General features: G+C 29.4%; 11 protein-coding genes. 8 read left to right on the top strand and 3 right to left on the bottom strand.

Going from position 1 to position 14,220, the window contains the following annotated elements:
* Positions 1-96: 96 nt before the first annotated feature.
* Both IO99_RS06065 and IO99_RS06060 read right to left on the bottom strand, forming a co-directional pair.
* Entirely contained in the window at positions 97-474 is a 378-nt protein-coding gene (locus IO99_RS06065; protein WP_035131395.1) for a hypothetical protein, read from the bottom strand.
* A gap of 35 nt (positions 475-509) precedes the next feature.
* Positions 510-1,988 carry a nicotinate phosphoribosyltransferase gene (locus IO99_RS06060; RefSeq protein ID WP_035131393.1) on the bottom strand — a complete coding sequence of 493 codons (1,479 nt, stop codon included), beginning with the start codon at positions 1,986-1,988 and terminating at the stop codon, positions 510-512.
* 300 nt (positions 1,989-2,288) lie between these two features.
* Between IO99_RS06060 and IO99_RS06055 the strand changes: the two genes are divergently transcribed.
* The 5 genes from IO99_RS06055 to IO99_RS06030 all read left to right on the top strand — a co-directional run bounded on the left by IO99_RS06055 (position 2,289) and on the right by IO99_RS06030 (position 9,503).
* On the top strand, positions 2,289-4,304 hold the full coding sequence (locus IO99_RS06055) for an ATP-dependent helicase (RefSeq protein ID WP_035131391.1): 2,016 nt from the start codon (positions 2,289-2,291) through the stop codon (positions 4,302-4,304).
* Between the two features lie 495 nt (positions 4,305-4,799).
* Positions 4,800-5,309 carry a signal peptidase I gene (gene lepB, locus IO99_RS06045; RefSeq protein WP_051823956.1) on the top strand — a complete coding sequence of 170 codons (510 nt, stop codon included), beginning with the start codon at positions 4,800-4,802 and terminating at the stop codon, positions 5,307-5,309.
* 392 nt (positions 5,310-5,701) lie between these two features.
* A complete protein-coding gene (locus IO99_RS06040; RefSeq protein ID WP_035131383.1) occupies positions 5,702-6,886 on the top strand; it encodes a M20 metallopeptidase family protein in 1,185 nt (394 codons plus the stop codon).
* Between the two features lie 22 nt (positions 6,887-6,908).
* Positions 6,909-7,865, top strand: a complete 957-nt coding sequence (locus tag IO99_RS06035) for an RluA family pseudouridine synthase (RefSeq protein ID WP_035131382.1) — start codon at positions 6,909-6,911, stop codon at positions 7,863-7,865.
* Positions 7,866-7,877: 12 nt separating this feature from the next.
* Complete coding sequence (locus IO99_RS06030) at positions 7,878-9,503, top strand: putative polysaccharide biosynthesis protein (protein WP_035131381.1); 1,626 nt, start codon at positions 7,878-7,880, stop codon at positions 9,501-9,503.
* 69 nt (positions 9,504-9,572) lie between these two features.
* On the opposite strand, the gene spoVB is transcribed toward IO99_RS06030, so the two are convergent.
* Positions 9,573-11,075, bottom strand: coding sequence for a stage V sporulation protein B (gene spoVB / locus IO99_RS06025; RefSeq protein WP_035131380.1), 1,503 nt, complete (start codon positions 11,073-11,075; stop codon positions 9,573-9,575).
* 425 nt (positions 11,076-11,500) lie between these two features.
* On the opposite strand from spoVB, the gene IO99_RS06020 reads away from it, so the two are divergent.
* The 3 genes from IO99_RS06020 (at position 11,501) to IO99_RS06010 (ending at position 14,215) form a co-directional block, all read left to right on the top strand.
* A complete protein-coding gene (locus tag IO99_RS06020) occupies positions 11,501-12,685 on the top strand; it encodes a PQQ-dependent sugar dehydrogenase family protein (protein ID WP_035131379.1) in 1,185 nt (394 codons plus the stop codon).
* A 136-nt stretch (positions 12,686-12,821) separates the two neighbouring features.
* Positions 12,822-13,538, top strand: a complete 717-nt coding sequence (locus IO99_RS06015; protein WP_035131377.1) for a zinc dependent phospholipase C family protein — start codon at positions 12,822-12,824, stop codon at positions 13,536-13,538.
* Between the two features lie 173 nt (positions 13,539-13,711).
* Entirely contained in the window at positions 13,712-14,215 is a 504-nt protein-coding gene (locus IO99_RS06010; RefSeq protein ID WP_035131375.1) for a hypothetical protein, read from the top strand.
* Positions 14,216-14,220 lie beyond the last annotated feature (5 nt).

Genomic DNA, 14,220 nt, shown 5'->3' with positions numbered 1-14,220 from the left:
AAACTCCAACCAAATTAAACTAATCCAAGTGTGTTATTTAGTATATTTCAGTAAACATATAAATCTCCTAGCCTAGGCTAGGAGATTTTTTATTAACTATTTTGATTTCATGCTACATCCTGAACATGATGTGCAATCCTTTGACTTTGATCCACATCCACCGCATCCCTTAGATTTATTAGTAAACGAAGGTGTTGCCTTTAGGTAGAGAGAATCTTTCTTCAGTACAATAATTATTTCATTAAAGTTACTAGATAAATCTTCACTATAAGCAATATTTAACCCCTGTATATCTTCAATAACATTGTAGTTAATGGTATTATCTAAAATTATATCAACCTTAGAATTTTTACAACATCCACCATTTTCAGGTTCTTTTAATGCTATACAATCATATTCATCATGAAATTCCAGTAGTTTAATAATAAAATCAAAGGCATCATTAGAAATTTTTATTTTAAGTTTCTTATTCAATAGATATCATACCCTTCATAGATAGTATATTAATATTATTCTTCATATATTGAAGAGTATTCGTGTAATAATGATTCTTTTAAATTCCATAAGTTTTTAGATAAGTCTATATAGTATTGATGAGGATTTTGTAATCTTCTTATCTCTGACCATAGACTAGCTTTTTCCTTACCACAAAATTCTCTTATCTCCATTACAGAAGGACTTTCGTAAGTACATTTACCCTTATCAAATATTTGTACCATGAGATTTTTTATATTATAATTTTTAATTCTTTTTTTCTTCCAAGTGTAGTTAGGGTCAAACAACTGCAAAGGCTTGTTATTATCAAAATTCTCATCATTTAAAGCAATTAAATCTGCAATAGCTTTATTTGTTTTCTTATCATAAACTCTATAAAGAGATTTAAACCCTGGATTTGTGATTTTTTCTACATTTTCACTTATCTTAATTTTAGGGATAATGGTTCCATTTTTTTCTATAGCAACAAGCTTATAAACGCCACCAAATACAGGCTCACTTCTTGCAGTGATCAATCTTTCACCAACACCAAAACTATCTATTTTAGCACCATTTTCAAGAACAGCTTTAATTATAAATTCATCTAAGGAATTTGAAATTGTGATTTTTACATCCTCATAGCCAGCTTCATCTAGCATTTTTCTAGTTTCTATAGAAAGATATGCAATATCGCCACTATCAATTCTTACAGCCTTAGGTCTTTTACCCATAGGTTTTAAGATTTCATCAAAAACCTTTATAGCATTTGGAATACCTGATTTTAGAACATTATATGTATCTACTAAAAGTACAGTATTATCTGGATAAGTTTTAGCCCATGCAGCAAAAGCTTCATATTCACTATCAAAAAGCTGAATCCAAGAGTGTGCCATAGTTCCAGTTACAGGCACATTGAATAATTCATCTGCCATAGTACAAGCAGTAGCATTACATCCACCAATAATTGCAGCTCTAGCTCCATACAAGGCACCATCATAGCCTTGAGCTCGTCTAGAACCAAACTCCATTACAGGTCTACCACTAGCAGCTTCACAAATTCTTGCAGCTTTAGTAGCAATTAGAGTTTGATGATTTATTGTTAGTAGTATCATAGTTTCTATAAACTGAGCTTCCATCACTGGACCCCTTACAGTTACAAGTGGTTCATTAGGGAATACTGGGGTACCTTCTGGAATAGCCCATACATCACAACTAAACTTAAAGTTAGCTAAATAATTTAAAAATTCTTTACTAAATATAGCTTTACTTCTTAGATATTCTATATCTTCATCAGTAAACTTAAGATTAGTTAAATATTCAATCAATTGTTGAACTCCTGCCATTATGCAGTAGCCACCACCATCAGGAATTTTCCTAAAAAACATGTCAAAATAAGCTATGGTATCATCTGCTTCCGTATTTAAATAACCATTAGCCATTGTAAGCTCATAAAAATCTACTAACATGGTAAGATTTCTTTGGCTTCTTAGGTCAAGTCTAGTAATTGTATCCATTTTTAGTTCTCCTCACTTATATAAACCATAAACAGAGTTATTTGCTTCAGGGGGAGTTTTTTACTCCCACTGAAGCTTAGAAATCGTTATCCAGGGACGTATCAGCTCTTTACTCCCACTTTAAAGAAGATGAGAGTATTAGAGCTGGTAGTCATCGGATAAAATTTTATAAAATCTCCATAGGTTAACATTTACATCCTATATATCGTACCATAAGAAAACTTTCATTTCTATAGTATATGGACAAATAATATGGTAATATTATTAAATTGAAAGTATGTAAAAGGAAAGATTTATATTATGATAAGAAACAAAAATAACACTTTAAGTGAAGAACAGTTAACAGCCATTAACTGTACAAATGAAAATATAATAGTCAGTGCAGGTCCCGGAAGTGGGAAAACTGTAGTTATTGTAAATAGAGTTTATGAGCTTATAAATCATAAAAACATATCACCTAAAAATATAGTTATAATAACCTTCACCAAGGCAGCAGCAACTAATATGAGAAATAGGTTCCTAGCCATAGATAAAAATAAGGTAAGTCCTTTCTTTGGAACCTTTCATGGACTTTGCTATAAAATACTAAAATCCTATTATGGAGAAATTAATATAATAGAGCCCTTTGAAAGTTATAAAGTAGTAAAAAACTTTTTAACTGCCTATGTGGAGGATGTTAGTGAAGATAGAGTTAAGGAATATGTAAATGCCATATCTATCTATAAATGCAAGGGAGAATATAATAGAGATGGAAATAATCAAATCGATAAAGAACTTTTAAAAAACTGTGTAAATTTCTATGAATCCTATAAAAAGGAAAAATCCCTCCTTGACTTTGAAGATCTACAGTTAATGTGTAGAGATTTATTTATTAAGAATAGTGCCATATTAAATTCATATCAAAATCAATTTAAACATATATTAGTTGATGAATTTCAAGATAGTGATGATGTACAAGTGGACATATTAAAGCTTTTAAATAAGGGAAATAACTTATTTGTAGTAGGGGATGAGGACCAATGCATATATAGTTTTAGAGGAGCTAATCCAACCTATATAGTAAACTTTAAAGATATATTTAAACAAGGTAAAACCTTATATCTATCTACAAATTATAGGTCAAAGCAGAATATAGTAAGATTATCAATGAAGTCTATAAAAAATAATAAGATTAGAACCTCAAAGGATATCAGAGCCAACAAAACTGATGATGGAATAATAAAAGCTCAAGGGGTTCGTGATGAAACAGCTCAAGGTACATATATAAGTGATTATATTCTCAAGGTAAAGGAAAGTGAAGATAATAACTTTAATAACTTTGCAGTGCTTTATAGAACTAATATAGAAAGTAGAAGTATAATTGATAGTTTTATTAGAAAGAAAATTCCCTTTACCTTGCTAGATAGACAATATAATTTTTTCTCTCACTTCATATGCCAAGACATATTAGCTTATCTAAAGTTAAGCATATATCCTCTAAGCATGGATAGCTTTACTAGAATAATAAATAAACCCTATAGGTATATAAGTAAAAATAGTATAGAAGAAGTTAAAAAGAGCAATAGCTTAGGCAGTATCTTTACTAAATTAAAAAACTTAGATAGTACTCCAGTGTTTCAATTAAAAATATTAGATAAACTTGAAAGGGATATTTCTAGCTTAAATAGAATTTCACTACCTTCTGCCGTAGAATTTATTATAGGAGACTTGATGTATCATAAACATCTAGTGGAATATGCACAGAAATATAAATTTTCCATAGAAGATCTAGAAAATGTGTTAAATGAGTTTAAAGAAAGCGTGAAGGGGTTTAAAACTATTAAAGACTTCTTAGAACATGTAAATACTGTAGAAGAGGAGACAAAGAAAGCTAGCTCTAGAAATAAGGATAAAAATGAAGGCGTAATTCTTAGTACTATTCACGGTGTTAAAGGAATGGAATTTGATACGGTATTTATGATTAACACAGTAGATGGAGCTATTCCCTATAAGAATAATGATATAGAGGAAGAGAGACGACTATTCTATGTGGGCGTTACTAGAGCTATTAACAACTTAATATTTCTTTTCCCCCAATTTATAAGAGGTGAAAAGAAAAATAAATCTCAATTTCTATGTGAGTGCCAGTTAGAAGAAGAGATACTAGAAAGAGTTAAATTTAAGGTTGGAACAACTGTAACCCATAAATTCTATGGAACAGGAACAATAACAGCCTTAGAAGAAAGTAATATCTCTATTAAATTCTCTGATTTGGAGAGAAAATTTGACTTTGATGTCCTTGTAACCAATGGGCTTATAGAGGTTTTTAAGGAATAGTTCATCCTTTTCTAGTGTATATAGACATAGTTTCAGTGAAAAAAATAAATTATAGTAATAATATATTTTTTTGTAATTTCATGTATGTAATATGAACTTTTAGGAATTTTAATATATTTTGCATGATAAAATATATTAAATATATCAGGAGGTATTTCATGCAAAACAAATATGAGCCCTTAAACTTTATTCAGACCTGTATTATAGCTTTTTTTTCTTATTTTCTATCCAATAAAATAATTAGTTTTATAGAATCAATATGTAAATCTAGTATCAATTATACCCTCATGTCTTATATAGTTACAATTGCAACATTTGTTATTATGTTTCAATTAGGTACAGTGATTATAAGAAAATTTAAGAGAGATAAAAGCAATGACTAAATATATATAAATTTACTTTAAAATAATTTTACTGTTGTTAAGAATTTTAGCTTATAGCTAAATAATAGCTTTAGATATAACAGATTATACCATATAAGGAGTGATGTATTATATGAATATGAAAAAAGATTATAAGGATTACCTAAAGATATTTCTTGTATTTGTTTTAGTAATTATGATAAGAGTCTTTGTCATTGATGTAATAACAGTAGAAGGAATATCAATGTACCCAACATTAAATGAATACCATGATAAGGTTATATTAGAAAAATACAAACAATTTACTGATAATTATGACAGAGGTGATATTGTAGTTGTAAAATTGGAGAACAGAAATATTATTAAGAGAGTAATCGGATTGCCTAATGAAACAATTGAGATTAAGAATAGTGATGTATATATAAATGGTGACCTATTTGAAGAACCTTATTTAGATGATAGTATAAAAACATATCCTGATATGACTATTAAAATACCTAGTGATTCTATATTTGTCATGGGAGACAATAGAGAAAATAGTTTAGATAGCAGAAGTATTGGAGCTATTAAAATAGATGATATTATGGGTAAGAGTGTTTATAGATTTAATTTAAAGAAAATGATATTTAATGACTTAAATTAAACCTTTTTAAAAACTTAATAAACCCCAAAGCCTGACTATGAGTACAACTAGTTAACTAGTTAAATAGTTCTATAGTTTAATATTAATATAGGTATATATTTAACTAGTTTCCTAGTGATAATTATTCATAGGCATATATATATAATGTTACATATATTCATAGTTATAGACTATAAGAAGGATTACAAATTAATTGACATATATTGTTGAGAATGACCCATAAGATTTTACTTAGCTGAAACATATTTTACTACAATATTGAAAGGAAAGCTTTTCTGTTATATAATGGTTTGAAGTACAATATAGTTAAGACTTCTCTTAAATAGACTTCAAGTCTATTATTTTTTTGTATATTTGTATATAATATATAATTATCAGTAAGGAGGTTTCAGATGAACTTTATCCATGAAGCTAAACAAATAAGTGAAGAATTAATTTATATAAGAAGAGAATTCCATGAAAATCCAGAGTTAGATTTTGATTTATATAAAACTTCTGATAGAATAAAAAATTTCTTGAGGAATGAGAATATAGAATTTTATTCTTGCGCAGGTACAGGTGTTGTAGCTACTATATATGGGGAAGCAGGTAATAGTAATGGAAAAACTATAGCTATAAGATGTGATATGGATGCACTACCTCTCCATGAAAAAAATAGTCACTGCTATGCTTCTAAAATTCATGGAAAAATGCATGCCTGTGGCCATGATGCTCATATGACAATGGTACTTGGAGCAGCTAAACTTTTAAATAACCGTAGAAAAGAGTTAAAAGGAAACGTAAAGTTTATTTTTGAACCTGCAGAAGAAACTACTGGTGGAGCTAAGATTATGATAGAAGAAGGAGCATTAGAAGCTCCTCATGTGGATGCAATAATTGGATGTCACGTAGATGAAAGTCTTGAGGTGGGAACTATTGGACTTAAGCAAGGAGTAGCTTATGCTGCTTCAAATCCTTTTACCATTACTATTTGTGGTAAAAGTTCTCATGGTGCAAGTCCTCATAAAGGTATAGACCCTATAGTAATTGCAGCTCAGGTTATAAATTCTTTACAATTATTGGTAAGTAGAGAGACTAGTCCAGTATCACCAGGTGTAATAACTATAGGAACTATAAATGGAGGTACAGCAGCCAATATTATACCAGATAAGGTCACTATAACTGGTATAATTAGAACTATGAACCTAGAGGATAGGGAATACATGAAAAAAAGATTAAAAGAATTGGTAACCATGCAGGTAGAAAGTTTAAGAGGCGCCTGTGAAATTGCTATTGATGAAAGTTATCCATGTTTATATAATGACGACGCTATGTATAATATATTTTACGATAATAGTGTAGCTCTATTAGGAAAAGATAAGGTAAAAATATTAAGAGAACCTACTATGGGTGTAGAAAGTTTTGCATACTTTTCCCTTAAGGTTCCAGCTATGTTTTATCAATTAGGATGTGGAAACCTTGAAAAAGGAATAATATATCCTCTGCATAGTAGTAAATTTAATATAGATGAGGAATGTCTACAAATAGGAGTAGCAGTTCATTGTAATATGGCTGTAAACTATCTTAACAAACTATAAGAAAGAAATATTGGAGGACAATATGAATAATATACAAATAGGTTCAAATGAAGCCGGTCAAAGATGCGATAAATTCCTTAGAAAGTTACTGAAGGATGTACCTTTAAGTGCTATATATAAGGCATTTAGAAAAGGTGATATTAGAGTAAATGGTAAAAAAATAAAAGAACAATATGTTTTAGAAGAGGGAGACACCATAGAAATAAGATATATAAAAACTAGTGGTGAAAAAAAGAAATTTGAAAGAATAGAAAATAATCTTAAAATTACCTATGAAGATGAAAATATACTTATGGTAGAAAAGTGGCCTAATTTATTAGTTCATAGTGATACAAAAAATGGAGAACCAACTTTAACAGACTATGCCTTATCTTATCTCTATGACAAGGGTGATTATGAACCCGAAAAAGAAGTAACTTTTACTCCTGCTCCATGCAATAGGTTGGATAGAAATACCTCTGGGGTAGTTATATTCGGAAAAAACTTCAAATATCTAAAGGCTCTTAATGAAGCTATAAGAGAAAGAAGTATTGAAAAATACTATATGGCTCTAGTACAAGGAAGAATAAAGGACGGAACCTATACAGGATATATCTTAAAAAATGAAGATGCAAATATTTCTAAGGTATATAGGACTGAAGTTCCAAACAGTAAAGAAATTGCTATGGAAGTTAAAACTATTCAAAGTTGTGGTACTTTTTCCCTAATAGAAATTAACTTACTTACTGGAAGAAGTCATCAATTAAGAGCTCACTTATCAGAACTAGGAAATCCTATAGTTGGAGATTCTAAATATGGAGATAAAAAGCTTAACAGCTTCTTTGTAAATAGGTATGGTTTAGATTATCAATTCTTATATGCGTATAAAGTAATATTTAAATCAAACTCAGAGGAGCTTGAATATATGAAAAATAAAACTATAGCAGAATCTTTACCACCAGTATTAAAGAAGATAAAGAATGATGTGTTTAAGTTTTAATGGAGGGGTAATATGAATGACAGAACTGAGGGGGCTCAGCACTCTGTAGCTAAAGGCTTTATGGTACTCACCATATCTATGATGTCAGTAAAGGTGTTATCTGTAGTTTATACACCTTTACTTAGGCAGATTTTAGGATCAACGGGTTGGTCAGTATACTATTCTACATATACAATTTTTTCTTATATATACATTATAGCTAATGCGGGTATACCTGTAGCCATTGCAAAGTTAGTATCGGAACTTGAAGCAAAGGGAAACTACAAAGATGCAATAAAAACCTTTAGAGCATCTAGGACTTTGCTTTTACTCTTGGGGCTTATCCTATCGGTATTTATGTTTATATGGGCAAAACCCTTAAGTATGGCTTTTAATAGTCCTGAATCAATATTAGCTACTAGATGGCTTGCACCGGCATTATTATTTACATCAATAATGGGTGCATACAAAGGTTATTTTCAGGGTATTGGAAATATGACTACCACTGCTGTATCCCAAGTAGGCGAACAAATTCTAAATATAATATTTAGTTTATTATTTGCTTACTTACTCATGGGAAAAGGTGTATCCTATGGAGCTGCTGGAGGAACTATAGGTACAGTGGTAGGAGCTATTGGAGCATCTTTATACTTTATATTAGCATATAAAATGTATGGATCTAATCACGCCCCCAAAAAGAACAAACCGGGGGTAAGTAGATTAAGCAATAAAACTATTATTAAATCCATATTAAAATATGCATTTCCAATTACTATAGCTTCTGCACTGCAAAACTCAGGAACTATAGTAGACTTAAAAATTGTAAAGTCTAGACTTTTATCTACAGGATTAAGTCAGAAAACTGTTGATATTCAATGGGGATATTTAGGTCTTTACAACACTCTTATGTCAATTCCTATGGCAATTATTGGAGCTTTAGCTATTGCTCTTGTTCCTGCCATATCTAGAATCCATGCCCTAGATAATAAAAAAGGTCTTAGATTTAATATTAAATCTTCCTATAGGGTTACTTTTATGATAGCTATACCTTGTGCTGTGGGATTAGGAGTTCTATCTATGCCTATTTTAAGAATCCTAGGCTATGATAAAGAGGTATCACCCTTATTAATATGGGGAGCTTGGGTTTTAATCTTATATGCTATCACATTAGTTCAAACTTCTATTTTACAGGGAATGGGTAAGGTAAACGTAGTAACTATATTTTCTGTAGTTGGAATTTTAGCTAAAGTTGTTGTGAATTATATATTAATAGCAATGCCTTCCTTTGGAATCCTTGGAGCTATTTGGGGTAATGCAGCCTGTTATTTAGTAATGCTTATATTATTCCAGTGGCAAATAAATGACTCTATTGATGGAAGGATACACTTGATTCCTTGTTATATAAAACCTTTAATAGCTGGATTAGCTATGGGGATAGTAACATTTTTCTCATATAAGATATTTAATGGAATTCTAGGATTAATTTTCGGTGGTTACATATTAAACTTATTTGCATCATTAATAAGTATAGCATTATCTGCTGGAGCCTACGGATTAGTGCTAGTAACTATAGGTGGTGTTAAAAAGTCCGATTTAAATTCACTGCCAAATAAAATTACAAAACTTATACCTAGAAGAATATATAAAAAGTTAAAATAAATATTATTAATTTATTTTAAAATAGAACCTAGAACTTAGTATCTAAAAAACTAAGTCCTAGGTTCTATTTTATGAGCTTTTTCGTATTAAAAAACTTGATACAAAGAATAATGAAAAAGCAACTACAATGATAGTTATAATTTTAGGAATGATAAAGGTATTAGGAATTATAGAACTTATGATGGTTGTTACTAAGTATACTAAAACTGTTAGTAACACTAGGATTAATATTTCCCAAATAGGAAAAGATAGCTCTATCACTTGTCCAATATAATACAGATTTATTAAAAGGCCTATAATAGAGGTTACAATTAAGGAAATTCCATATCCATAGATATTTATGCTAGGAATACCTATAAGTATAAATATTAGAACTAATTCAATCAAAGCTGTAGCAATGGAGCTTAAAAGGATAACTTTTTGTTTCCCTATACCATTTAAAATACTATAGGTACAGTAGTGACAATACATAAATGGAGCCGCAAGGGAAGCTATCTTTATAAAGCTACCTAAGTCACTTCTATCAAAAAATACTTCACCTAATAAATTAGGACATACATAGCAAATAATTACTGTAGAAACCCCTAACATAAAACAAATTTTAATTACTTCATTTACTCTAGAATTTATATTAGAAAAATCCTTTTGACTTATTTTTTTAGATATATCTGGAATTATTACTGTAGACAAAGATACAACTATAACTAATGGGAAGTATACGATAGCAAGAGCCATACCATTAAATTTACCTATTATCTCAAGAGCACCTATGTGATCAAAACCAGCAGCCACTAACCTTATGGGTACTAAAAGTGTAGATACACTTTGAAGCGCTGTAGTTAAAAAACCATTTATAGCTAAAGGGACAGCAATAATTAGTATGTTAAATAACAATTGAAAGCTGTTATCTGTTCTTACACTATTGGTATAGGGAATCTTTTTAATACTTCTTTTATAGAAAATATATAGAAATACGAAACTTATTATTTCACCAATAGTAAATGAAAGATAGGTTGCCGCTACTGTATTTTCTATGGTTTTAAGAGATAAATAGTAGATTACTCCTACTAATATCACCATTCTAACAGCTTTTTCTAATATATCTATAACTGACGGGGTTATTACCTGACTTACTCCATAGAAATAACCTTTATATACGCAGGATATAGCAATAAAAACAATAGCAGGAGAAGCTATCCATAAGGAACGTATCGCTCTAGGGTCTTTAATAATATAATTACAGATTATCGGACTAAGTATAAACATAATACCTGCTATAAAAATTGACCAAAGTACTATAAAAACTAGGGAAGCATTAACAGTTTTATGTAAATCTTCAAATCTACTAGTACCCAGATAAGCAGAAGTTTCTCTTGAAATTGCAGCAATTATTCCTCCACATACTAAACAACAAAATAAATCATATATAGGCATTATCAAACCATAAAGTCCAACTCCCTCTGGACCTAACTGTCTTGATAGTATAATAGAAAACATAAATCTCAATACACCCATGGCTAAATTAGAAAGAGTTAACACAAAGGTATCTCTATAAAAAGTATCTTTACTCATCTTTATTACCTCCAATTAGGCATCTGAAAATAAATAACAAGTCAAAGATGAGAAGTATATTTTGAGTTAGACAAGGAAACAGGTTCCGCAGATAGTAGCACTATCTAAGGGTTCTGTTGACACAGTATAACACAAAATTAACAGATTTCTTAGCTTCTTCGAAGCTTAGAAATCGTTATCCAGGGACATAGCAGCTCTTTACTCCCACTTTGAAGAAGATGGGAATATTAGAGCTGGTAGTCATCGGATAAACGAGCATTCTGACTTATTTATTTTTTGAAGATGCCTTAATATAATAATACTTATGAAGGTAGATTAAAGATTATTCTCTAACCATATATTTTTATCTTATATTTCATTTAATGTAATTTAATTAAGAATATTTAAATATATATTAGTGTAAATAATATTTAAATGGAGGAACTATGAAAAAAATAATTGGATGGATTCTGCTTATAATATTAGCTATTAGTTCTTTATTAATAGTAAAAGATAAAAATAATATATATAACATAGGGGTTAAAGACTCAGAAGTTGAGATGAAAATTAGATATAAAGGATTAAAGAATGCCATAGATTTTACTAGTAATGATAGAGGATTATATGTTGCTTTTGAAAATAAAATAATTGCTATTCCATCAACTGGAAAGCCCTATACTTTAATTGAAGACAAAAACTATAACATTACCACCCTTGAATGTAATGGAGATAAACTATACTTCCTTACTAATAATGAAATACTCAGCTTGGATATAAACAATGGGAAGTTAGAACAATGCTTATCAAACCTACCTAATAAAGGAGATTATAGTAAGGTTTTAATAAGAGGATATAAGGACTATTTATTTATTTCAATTGGAGCTGCAACTAATTCAGCTGTAGTTGGAAGTGATAACCAATGGATAGATAAAAATTCAACTGGTTATGATATATCACCTTTTAATATAGTGTTAAATAAAAATGAAAAAGGAGCCTTTGTACCACAGGGAACTTCTAATGAAGACAACGAGATTATAAAGGGTGAGTCCATAGGTAATTCATCTCTGCTAATTTATAATATTAACACCAAAGCTATTGAAACCTATGCATGGGGAATAAGAAATATTGAGGGACTAGATATAACTCTTGATGGTAGAATCTTTGCTACCGTAGGAGGCTATGAAAACAGAGGATTAAGACCAGTAGAAAATGACAGTGATTATATCTATGAGCTAAAAAAAGGTTATTGGTATGGGTTCCCAGATTTTTCTGGAGGGGATCCTCTAGATTCACCAAGATTTCAAGGAGAATCTAATGTAAAAAACCCTCCATTGTTAAAAAAACATCCTATGTCACCACCAGCACCTGCTTATCAACATAATGATTTAAATAGCTTAAAATGGATAGCAATATATGATACAGGGAAAATTAATGGACAAAATACCTTGCAACTATATTTTTATGATTGTAATAAAAATAATATAATGTGTAGCTCTGTAAATGGTGTTCCAAATAAATTAATAACTTTAAAGGATAATTGCACTGTATCTAATATGAAGATTTTTAAGGATGAGCTATATATATTAGATGGTAACCATGGATTTATATTTACCTTAGCTATTAGAAAATAGGCTCCTATATATATAATTTCCATATAAATACTACATTAAATTTAATAGATAATAAAATAATATGGTTAAATTGGAGTATAATAATATATATCTCAATGATTATTTTATTATCCTTAAAGAATCGTAGGTGTATTACATGAAGAGATTGGAAAGAACTTATAATAGAACTATGACAGCATTTATAAAAGTTGCAAACCCTATAAAAAAGAGAATAAAAAAGACAGAATGTATAGTCCATAAATTTATAAATAAAGAAGCTCTTCGTTTATTAAAGCAGGAGGGTTATACTGAAGAGTATCATTTCTTTGTTAAACATTTGTTAGATTTGAATAAAGGTGTAAAATGGGCTGATGCAGATTTGAAAAGTACTAATCATTTCTATCATCATGAGAAGGGAATCGGTCTATATGGATTTTCAAATGCTAAAGTAGAATGTGTAAAGTATTATAAGGCATCTGTATTTTACGGTGCAAATTCTGATATGAATAAAGCTCTATTTTTATTAGGTGCTGCTTGTCATTTAGTACAAGACTCCACAGTGCCAGCTCATGCTATGAAAAACTTGAAAAAACATAAACCTCTGGAAAGTTTCATAATAGATAAAGTTATTAATGGATATAAAATTCCTTTAAAAGATCCTATAATCACTTATGGAAGTCCTGAAAAATATGTTATTGAAAACACAAAGTTTGCTGTTAAAACCGCTAAGTCCTTTGAAAGTATAAGAATTAAAGAAAATCGGTTTAATGAAATTGCAGATGTGATATTACTTAGAGCTTGCACAACAACAGCAGGATTACTCATTGATTTTTATAATACCTTAAAGATTATAGAATCTAAAAGTGAAGATTAGAGCTATATATAATGTAAGAACTACCACGAAAATATATTGGTAGTTCTTTTTTTTAGGTACTATAACTGTAATTTTCAACATAATCTTATTTTTTCTTATGCAATAGTAAAAATAAAGGAATTTACAAAATTAAAAAGAATATTATCAATAATATATAAATATGGAGGTGTGAAATGGAGAGCTTATTTGTAAGTTTAGAAAAAGAGGTTTTTAGAGGTAACGTATTGGATATTACTTATGGAAACCAGGGTATAATATATAAGGCTAATAAATATTATGATAATTTTATAGATGTTAATTATTTGGAGAATGAACCTTCTAAATCCTGTGATAATGAAGGGTATTATGATAGCTGTATAGTATTTTTTACCTTAAATAAAATTAAAACCCATAGACAAAAGATAAAGCTTTTTGATAATATATATAGATTAATGAAAAATAATGGATATGTTTATATTTGGGATGTGGAAAAGGAGCTATTAAAGACATTACAAAAAAATATAAGGGTATCATTGCCTGATAAAAGTATGAGGAATTTTCAAATAAACTTACTTAACCTATTTACTGATAATACTTCATCAAAAATTATGGAGGGACTAAAGAATTATTTTGATATTGTAGAAGCAGTATCTTCCAATGGTACCTTTAGGATTGTGGGCAGAAAGAAAGGATGTTAATAAAA

The sequence above is a fragment of the Clostridium sulfidigenes genome (genome assembly GCF_000732635.1).
Taxonomy (GTDB): domain Bacteria; phylum Bacillota; class Clostridia; order Clostridiales; family Clostridiaceae; genus Clostridium_J; species Clostridium_J sulfidigenes.
This window is presented reverse-complemented; position numbering and strand designations above follow the sequence as displayed.

Coding starts and splice junctions, on each gene's coding strand:
- spoVB (WP_035131380.1), bottom strand. CDS start 11,075: ATGAGTAAAGATACTTTTTATAGAGATACCTTTGTGTTAACTCTTTCT.
- IO99_RS06015 (WP_035131377.1), top strand. CDS start 12,822: ATGAAGAGATTGGAAAGAACTTATAATAGAACTATGACAGCATTTATA.
- IO99_RS06035 (WP_035131382.1), top strand. CDS start 6,909: ATGAATAATATACAAATAGGTTCAAATGAAGCCGGTCAAAGATGCGAT.
- IO99_RS06060 (WP_035131393.1), bottom strand. CDS start 1,988: ATGGATACAATTACTAGACTTGACCTAAGAAGCCAAAGAAATCTTACC.
- IO99_RS06020 (WP_035131379.1), top strand. CDS start 11,501: ATGAAAAAAATAATTGGATGGATTCTGCTTATAATATTAGCTATTAGT.
- IO99_RS06030 (WP_035131381.1), top strand. CDS start 7,878: ATGAATGACAGAACTGAGGGGGCTCAGCACTCTGTAGCTAAAGGCTTT.
- lepB (WP_051823956.1), top strand. CDS start 4,800: ATGAATATGAAAAAAGATTATAAGGATTACCTAAAGATATTTCTTGTA.
- IO99_RS06040 (WP_035131383.1), top strand. CDS start 5,702: ATGAACTTTATCCATGAAGCTAAACAAATAAGTGAAGAATTAATTTAT.
- IO99_RS06055 (WP_035131391.1), top strand. CDS start 2,289: ATGATAAGAAACAAAAATAACACTTTAAGTGAAGAACAGTTAACAGCC.
- IO99_RS06010 (WP_035131375.1), top strand. CDS start 13,712: ATGGAGAGCTTATTTGTAAGTTTAGAAAAAGAGGTTTTTAGAGGTAAC.